Below are 8,176 nucleotides of genomic sequence, written 5' to 3'. Positions count from 1 at the left end.
ATTGAACGCTAAATGGTATTAAAGGCGGTGCCGTTGGATATGAGCTGCACTACGGTCCCTTGTGAATTTCTGCAATCATAAAGGGCAGTTCAGATTAGGATGGACTTCTCCTGAAGCAGTCATTGAGCAACGACAGATTCTGGCCGACTGCAGTCGGTAACTCATGAAATCTGAACGACCGCTTCCGCTGCCTAGCAGACGATCGAGAGACCCGAATTCCCATTACTACTGATCCTGTCAACTGTGCAAGCCTTAAGCAGTGCCAGGGCCAATCAAGGTTGCGGATTGCGCCCAAAGACAGCGGCGCCGGCAAAATGGGCGCTTGCGTCCAGCCGCTCTTCGATGCGCAGGGCTTCGTTCCACTTGGCCATGCGCTCACTGCGCGCAAACGATCCCACCTTCAACTGCCCCACGTTCCAGCCGATGGCCAGATCGACGATGGTGGTGTCTTCGGTTTCACCCGAGCGGGCTGACACGATGCCGGCGTAGCCTAGCGCGCGAGCTGTTTGCCATGCTTGCAGCGTTTCAGTCAACGTGCCGCGCTGGTTGGGCTTGAGCAGCACCGTGTTGGCGGCGCCGAGTGCGGCGGCTTCGCGCACCAGCTTCGCATGCGACACCAAAAAGTCATCGCCCACAATTTGCAACTGGTGGCCGATAGCCTGGGTGAAGCGGCTGAAACCAGCCGGGTCGTCCTCGGCCAGTGGGTCCTCGATCGACACGATGGGATATTTTTTGATCCAGCCTAACAACAGCTCGATCAAGCCGTCGGAGTCGAGTTCGCGCGATTCCAGTCCCAGCCGGTAGCGGCCGTTGCGGCCAAATTCGGAAGCGGCCACATCCAGGGCGATCGCCACCTGTTCGCCAGGGATGAAGCCGGCGCGCTCAATCGCCGATACCAGCGTTTCCAGCGCCTGCTCATTGGTCGCGAAATCGGGCCACCAGCCGCCTTCGTCAGCCACGCCGGACAAAGCACCGCGTTGCGCCATGATCAAACCGGCGCTGCGATAGACCTCGGCCGTCCACTCCAGGGCCTGAGCGAAGCTACAGGCTCCTGGGCAAACGACCATGAAGTCCTGGATGTCCACCCGTCGACCGGCGTGCGCACCGCCGCCGAAAATCTGGATCTGTGGCATCGGCAGCAGCGTCGCATTCGGTCCGCCCAAGTAGCGGTACAGAGGCATGCCGGAGGCCGCAGCCATGGCATGGGCAGCGGCCATCGAGACGGCCAAGGTGGCATTGGCGCCGAGCCGGGTCTTGTCAGCGGTGGCGTCGAGTTCAATCAATCTTTGGTCGAGGTCAGCTTGCTTGTCGGCCGGTGTTCCCCGCAGCGCCTGCGCGATCTCACCGTTGACGTGGCCGACTGCACGCTGCACGTCGAGCCCACCGAAGCGCTCACCACCGTCACGCAGTTCCAGCGCCTCGCGCTGACCTTTGGACGCGCCAGCCGGGGCGATGGCGCGACCGACCGAGCCGTCGTGCAATGCGACTTCGGCCTCGACGGTCGGGCGACCCCGGCTGTCCCAGACCCGACGGCCATGGATGGAACGGATATCGAAAGACTTCAAGATCTCAACTCCTTAACTCTAGTCGCCACGCCTGGGCAACCTGGTTTAAACGTGCAACGGGTTGGGTCAACAATGAGCGCGCCACCCGCCGGACCAGCTTGCGCTGTTCGTCGCTTTGGATGTACTCAACCGGCGATTTTCCATCGACGCGGGCCAGCAACAAGCCCGGCAGCAGTTGCGCCGTACGGCGCTCCAGGTCGTCCCGGGGTTCCCAATCGACGGCCTGCAAATAGCTCGACGCCAAGCGTTCGAAACAGGCCAGAAATCCCTTGGTCGTGGGCGGGTTCCACAAACACTTCAGCAGCAAGTGATTCAGGCAAAACGCGAGGTCAAAGGCCGGGTCGCCCCACCAAGCACATTCAGCGTCCAGCAGCACCGGTCCTTGGGGGCCGAGCAGAATATTCTTGGGGCTGACGTCGCCGTGCACCAGGGCCTTGGCATGGCACTGGGTTTGTGCCACCAGCGCTTGCAGTGCCGGCGCCAGGTCGGGGTGCCGCAGCGCGGTGGCCAGCAGGTAGGGCTCGAGCCGGATATCAAAAAAAATCGCATCGGTCGCGAACTGTGCGGCGAGTTCGGGCCGGGCCGCGGTATGGCTGTGAACCCGCGAGAGCAAATTCGCCACGCCCTGGGCCGTGGCCAGATCGGCCTGACCGTCACGCAAGACCTGTTTCCACAAGTGGTAGTCTGAGGGCGGTAAATAGCGCATCACCAGCACTCCCAGCGCCGGATGCTGGCCCAGCACCTCAGGCGCGCAAGCTGGCAGCGCTTGGTTGGCCAGTTGCAGCCAGCGCGCTTCGAAGTCGTTGCGCTCTATCGGGGCGAACCAGGGAGCTGCCACGCGCAGGCGGGGCAAGGCCCGCTTGGCGCAGACCGGTCCCTGTTCGGTATCAATGCGCCAGATGTCTGAGGACACACCACCCATCAGTGGTTCGCCAGTCAAGGGCTGCGATCCCGCCAGCCCCAGCTCCTGCAGTGCCTGCACGAACTCGGCAGGAACGTTGTTGCTGGTCTCGGCGGTCGGGTTCAGCATGGCCCCGGGCCCGTCGCGTAGCCGGACTCCACCAGTTTGACCAGTGCGTGGAGGGTCTGGTTGACCGGCGTGGGGACCCCCAGTTCCAGGCCACGCCGGGCGATGAAGCCGTTCAGGTGATCGATCTCGGTCGGTTTGTGGCGTGCCATGTCCTGCGCCGTAGAGGACTTTTGGCCCGCCATAGCCACGGCAATGTGATCCACCGCCTCCATTGACTGCTGCTCTGACAGTTGCACGCCGTCAGCGGCAGCGACCGCAATCACCTCGCGTACGGCGGCACGTTGGGTGTCACGAATCGATGATAGCTCGGCGAGCTTGGCGTAGTGCATCTGCGAAAGCCCGGAGATGGCGTTGTAAGCGCAGTTCACCAGCAGCTTTGACCACAGCTCGGCCATCACATCGGGCGAGATGCGCACCGGCACCTGGGCCGTGGCGAAGAAGTCCACCAGCGCCTGTAGCGTTTGTTCGATGTCGGGCTCCGCAGTCGCGGCTCCTATCACCAAATCGCCTCGGCCATTGTGCGTCACGCAACCCGGCGCCGGCATGGCGGTGGCCACGTAGACCACGGCAGGAATCACTGTTTGATGCAGTTGACGCGAGATGACCACAGTGTTGTCCACGCCGTTTTGCAGACTGAGCAGTAGCGCATCCTGGGCCAAGTGGGGGGCTATTTGCTGCGCCACCGTCTCAGTGTCGGTCGATTTGACGCAGAACAAAACCAAGTCGGCGCCGCGCACGGCGGCCAGTTCGCTGCTGGCTGCCATGTGAATTTGTTCGACGCGACCGGCCATCTCGAGTTGCAGGCCATCGCGTTGAATGGCCTGGACATGGGCTGACCTACCGATCAGCGTGACCGCATGACCCGCGCGCGCCAGCATGGCACCGAAATAGCTGCCCACGGCACCTGCGCCAACCACCGCCACGGTTTGAAAGTGCGTTTTCACATCAATTCCGTGTTGTTTCAAAAATGGGACATTGGATCATCTGAGTAACTGGTTACCGGAGCATAAGACATCCTTGATGAGCATTTTTCGAAATGCCTCATCGTTGAATCCGAGTTGCGGCCCTATTCGATCCATAAACACTTCGCGCGTAGCCCCATTTGCCGAAACATTCTTGCGGGCAGTGCCAGATTCAACGCTGGCGTTTTGCTCAGCCGCCATGGGCCATGCGCGCTCTTGCTTGTATTCCAAGCCTCGCGCACCGTGACCCCACGCTTTCTGAGTTCGCGGTAGCCCGCGCTGCCCCATTGTTTCCCTGCGTAGCATCGTAACCGCCGTCGCACCCATTTGTCGATCTCGCGCAGAGGGCTCAATACTTCGGCAATACCGAAGTAGGCTTACCAAGGAATCGAAAAGCGCCCTCAATGCTCAAATTGCGCAGCTTGGAGTCGCGGCCTTCTTCGTTGTGCACAAAGCCGACACTGACCACAAAGGGCTCGATGATGTGCTTGACCTGCAAGAACTTGACCTCTGAAATTGGTGCGAACAAACAGAACTTTCAACGCTGAAGCGGAGCCATCAGCATTTCCCAGTAATACTCGGCAGCCCCATCGAACGTCAGCTGACTCTTTTCCCCACCACCCCAGCCGCCGCCCATGCCCAGCCGCCGCAAGAACAAGGCTTGCTCAGTGGCTTCGATGCTCAGGCTCTCGTTGTAGCTGTTGGCCGAAGCACTATCATCATGCGAGAAGGTGATGCCGCCACCGAAGCCGCGCGTGCCACCAAATCTGATCCCGCAGCGCGCCACCGCCTTGCCGTTCTGATAGATAGCAGCGGTAAACGTTCTTGCGTCGATTTGCTTGAACTTGGTTTGAAGATCACCGTGGCGCTTCTCCAGTTCTTCCAGCGAGCTTTCAAAGAACCGGGCCATGTACTCAAAGGCATCCTCAAGAAAGCCATCCCTGTCGGCATCGGAAAATTCTTTGCGAATTCTCAAGTTACTGGACCGTGGACCTTCACTGCGCGTCGGCTGCAGCAGCGCCATTGGAATCTGAATGGCCCTGGCTTCAACAGGTTTAGGCAACGCAGCTCGCAACTGCTGCACAACATTGAGCCAGGCTTCGTCTCGATCAGGCCATTTGGTGATCGGCTTGCCGTCCGTGGGCACAGCAAGCAGCTTGGCAAACGGCGTGGATGCTTGCCAATCGGACGGGCGAAGAATAATGGGAATGACCCGTGCCCTGCCCCCCCCATGCAATTCCATGGCTCGCGTCATTTCTACGTCAAAGCAATAGGCAGAAGCCAAAAAATCTGGGCTGACAAGTAAAAGAATCACCTGCGCATCGCTCAGCCGCGCATGAATCTGGCCATTCAACTCATCGCCAGCCAGAATTTTGCGGTCATGCCACGCCGAAATGGCGCCTTCCCGCTTGAGCATGGCCAAGTGCACTTCCAGCTCGTCGCGCAAAGCCTCATCTTTGTGGGAATAAGAAAAGAATACGTTTGCCATTTCAGGATGCTTTCATCAGGTCGTCAAGAAACTCGGACGCAGGCTCGGTAGCCGTGACTAGCAGCCGGTCTCTTGCGCGGGTACAGGCGACATAGAGCAAGTGCCGCTCGGTGTTATAGACCTCCTTCAAATCGGCACCATCAATGTGTTGAATCCGACTCTGTAATGGCACGACTTCGTCATCGCAAGCCATAACAACCACCGAGCGAAATTCCAGTCCTTTTGCCAAATGCATGGTGCAGATCGACACCTTCGTCTCCTCGGGTCTGACCTTGTCGTCCAGCACGCAAGAATCCAGACCCGCGGCTTTAACAGCCTGGCGGGCACGATCAAGCTGCTCCTCGGACCGTACCAAGACGGCGATCTCGGCGGGCCGCACATCTTCGCCGCAGCACGCTTTCAGCCACGCGCCAACACCGGCAATTTCTTTTTCTTCGCTGGAAAATGTACGAACCGATGGCTGTTGTCCGTTAAAGACGGACACCGTGCCCTTGCGTGTCTCCGCGTTGCCGTCTACATCAGCGACCTTGCCATTTACACGAAGGCCTGCATTCGCCCGAATCACCGCATTCACGCTATCCAACAGTCGATCAAGTTTGATATCCATATCAATTCCTTTTTCTAAAACGCACCTATCCACCATACGGCTACAGCCGACATTTAAACCAACCACCCAACACCAACCTCGACACTGTTTTTGCTTAAAGAATTACTTTTTTAACTACCTCGCAGGTGTCTTCTGCTCAGCAGCCCGTGGTCCTCGCGGATACACGTAAGTTGATAGTGGCGAACCACCAATCAACCGTTGGGCCTAACGCGTCCCGCACGACCAGCAGCCCTCCCGTGGGAGGTGGGGTTGCTGGTAACCCCCATATCTTCACAACTGACCGGTACCGGACCGGGTACCACTCTTGGCATCCAAACTATCCCGCTATATGGCGGTCCTCGTTTGAATCTGCGTGCTCTACGCAGGTAAGGTGGGCATTTCAAAGCTGTTTTGTTCTCAGTCGTCCACGTTGAGACCCTAAGGAATCTTGTTGGCATGACTGTTGATGTTGTGGTCGTCTTTCGTCATGTTGACGCGGCTGTGACCATGCTCGTTTTAGAGCGTTTTGACTGTCTTCGAACTCGTAAGTGCGGCATTCTGTATGCCCTCTGTTACTTACTTTTTCGACTACGCTGTTGATTCCATTGAAGAATAAATCGCGAAATTGATACTCTGTATGTGTCTGTCGCAGCTTCAACGGCAAAAAAAGAACGACACGATGCTGTCTGGGTATTCAAAAAATCAGCCCGATGGCCGACTTCTGAAAAGCAATTCGTTCCGCAACAGCGGCATTGGAAAAGGAGGCCCACTTGCGTGAGCATGGGAAAGACTGTACCTAAGAAACACTGCCAGATGTTGAACGAATGAGTCGTTTCTGATCGACGCATTTGCTTTAAAACTGGCAATGACACCAATCAGAATCACTTTGTCAAACTAAACGGTCAAATCGACAATGAACACGGACAATTTAACAATAATTGGTGACGATTCGTCCAACTCAGTGGTCGTATTGTCAGTGAACGGTGCACCATCATTGTCAGCATCAGAATTGAGGACCGATCTCAATCGGATTAACACTGGCGCTCAATTAAAACGATCAATCGACACGTGCCCGCTGCGAATCGCCTTCTCCATCCAATATACCGATTTTGGCGTGGAAACGCTCTATAGCGAACTCGAATCGCTACAAAGCGACTTGGAAAGGTCGCGCCACATCAAACGTGTGCTGATGGATATTTATCAAGGCAGCTTCAACCGTCCTGCCGCCAGGGACTCGGCGACTACGGCCGCGAAACTTTCAAGATCCATCTCCGGCTGTCTTCGCGGGACATGGGCCTGGAGTCTTTGCACAAAGAACTCACGCCGTACAAAACCAGCTTCGCCCGCAACAACTTCGTGCGCCGAAAGCTTTTTGATGCCTATAACGCCGTGGGATCAGTACTCACCGCAGCACAACCGCCAGGCGCACCGGCCTACCAAACGCCTCAGCCAACTTTCGTAAAGCAAGAAGTTGCTCCGCAGCAGACAGCACCCGTCTCGGTTTCAGACAGCTCGGAAAAAGTCACCGCTCTGCGGTCCAAAAACGTCAGTATGTTCAATAGTTAACCCATCACCAAAAGGCAAAAAATGACAAAGGTTTTAGCAGTAGACGTCGGATTCGGCAACCTCAAGGCAGTTTGGGACCGCCCTGACGCGGCCCAGCCAAAAGCTTTCCAGTCGTGGAAAGATATCTGCTTCAAGTCGGTTGCGCATCCAGTCGTGGTCAATGAAGTTGGCAGCGGCATGGAGGGGACTGATCGGGTCGTGGTCACGGTTGGCAACCAGTCGTACTATGTCGGCCCCCAGGCCACTGTCGGCGCGGGCGTCCGGGCGCTGCACGAGGACTACATTGCCACTGGAGATTACGAGGCACTTTTAACCGGTGCCTGGTCGTACATGTTCAAGGAAACACAACTCCTGACCCAGAGCGTAGACGTACTGGTGCTCGGCTTACCGGTATCTCGGTATCAGGCTACGCGCAAGCGGCTCAAGGAGATCGGCTCGAAGATTCGCCGGGTGCCGGTTCCATACAACATGCGCGAGCGCTCGCAAAAAGAGTATGTTGACGTGGTTGCACGACAAGTCATCGTTTTGCCTCAACCATATGGCGGTTTGCGTCTGGCTTCGGAAGAAAAGAAGAACTACGACCTGTTTGACGATGGCGTGGTGAGTCTGGTCATCGACCCCGGCTACAACACTTTCGATTGGTTCGTTGCCAACGGCATGAAGCCGCAGCTTGACCTGTGCGGCTCGTTTGGTGGTGGTGTTTCCCAGATTCTGCGAAAGGTCGCGGCGATGATCTCATCTGACCATGGCGTGGAAACACCGAATTTTTCAACGGTGGAAACCGCCCTGGTCGCCGGGTCGATGAATCTTGGCTTCAAGCGGATCGATATGGAACCCTATCGGGCGACGGCTACAAACGAGGCGCGTTCGTCAGTTGCGGAGTTCCTACAGTTGTTCAACCCGACGAAGAATCACGTGGCCAAGATCTACATATGCGGAGGGGGTGCTCATTTTTATGCCTGTCTCTTATACACATCT

Annotated in this window: 9 protein-coding genes; 2 read left to right on the top strand and 7 right to left on the bottom strand. The window is 57.2% G+C overall.

All coding sequences use genetic code 11. The features are described from left to right. Positions 1-272: 272 nt before the first annotated feature. The 7 genes from eno to B3F77_RS15260 form a co-directional block, all read right to left on the bottom strand. Complete coding sequence (gene eno / locus B3F77_RS15290; protein WP_414703020.1) at positions 273-1,565, bottom strand: phosphopyruvate hydratase; 1,293 nt, start codon at positions 1,563-1,565, stop codon at positions 273-275. 4 nt (positions 1,566-1,569) lie between these two features. Next, a complete protein-coding gene (locus B3F77_RS15285; protein ID WP_293605778.1) occupies positions 1,570-2,595 on the bottom strand; it encodes a phosphotransferase in 1,026 nt (341 codons plus the stop codon). Next, on the bottom strand, positions 2,589-3,539 hold the full coding sequence (locus B3F77_RS15280; RefSeq protein WP_293605777.1) for a ketopantoate reductase family protein: 951 nt from the start codon (positions 3,537-3,539) through the stop codon (positions 2,589-2,591). Before B3F77_RS15280 ends, B3F77_RS15285 begins: the two co-directional genes overlap by 7 nt. Positions 3,540-3,575: 36 nt before the next feature. Next, positions 3,576-3,788 carry a hypothetical protein gene (locus B3F77_RS15275; protein WP_293605776.1) on the bottom strand — a complete coding sequence of 71 codons (213 nt, stop codon included), beginning with the start codon at positions 3,786-3,788 and terminating at the stop codon, positions 3,576-3,578. 118 nt (positions 3,789-3,906) lie between these two features. Beyond that, positions 3,907-4,086 carry a hypothetical protein gene (locus B3F77_RS15270; RefSeq protein WP_293605775.1) on the bottom strand — a complete coding sequence of 60 codons (180 nt, stop codon included), beginning with the start codon at positions 4,084-4,086 and terminating at the stop codon, positions 3,907-3,909. Between the two features lie 9 nt (positions 4,087-4,095). Beyond that, on the bottom strand, positions 4,096-5,046 hold the full coding sequence (locus tag B3F77_RS15265) for a toll/interleukin-1 receptor domain-containing protein (protein WP_293605774.1): 951 nt from the start codon (positions 5,044-5,046) through the stop codon (positions 4,096-4,098). 1 nt (position 5,047) lies between these two features. Further along, on the bottom strand, positions 5,048-5,653 hold the full coding sequence (locus B3F77_RS15260; protein WP_293605773.1) for a 3'-5' exonuclease: 606 nt from the start codon (positions 5,651-5,653) through the stop codon (positions 5,048-5,050). Positions 5,654-6,937: 1,284 nt separating this feature from the next. On the opposite strand from B3F77_RS15260, the gene B3F77_RS15255 reads away from it, so the two are divergent. Beyond that, positions 6,938-7,198: a hypothetical protein gene (locus tag B3F77_RS15255; RefSeq protein ID WP_293605772.1), complete on the top strand. Its 261-nt coding sequence runs from the start codon at positions 6,938-6,940 to the stop codon at positions 7,196-7,198. Between the two features lie 21 nt (positions 7,199-7,219). Continuing rightward, the coding region (locus tag B3F77_RS15250; protein ID WP_293605771.1) for a hypothetical protein at positions 7,220-8,176 on the top strand (957 nt) is incomplete at its 3' end.

The sequence above is a fragment of the Polaromonas sp. UBA4122 genome (assembly GCA_002381615.1).
GTDB lineage: Bacteria > Pseudomonadota > Gammaproteobacteria > Burkholderiales > Burkholderiaceae_C > Polaromonas.
Note: the sequence above shows the minus strand (reverse complement) of the source record. Positions and strands in the feature narration are given on the sequence as shown.

Excerpts from the sequence above, each read along its gene's own strand:
- B3F77_RS15285 (WP_293605778.1), bottom strand. The coding sequence starts at position 2,595 with ATGCTGAACCCGACCGCCGAGACCAGCAACAACGTTCCTGCCGAGTTC.
- B3F77_RS15265 (WP_293605774.1), bottom strand. The coding sequence starts at position 5,046 with ATGGCAAACGTATTCTTTTCTTATTCCCACAAAGATGAGGCTTTGCGC.
- B3F77_RS15260 (WP_293605773.1), bottom strand. The coding sequence starts at position 5,653 with ATGGATATCAAACTTGATCGACTGTTGGATAGCGTGAATGCGGTGATT.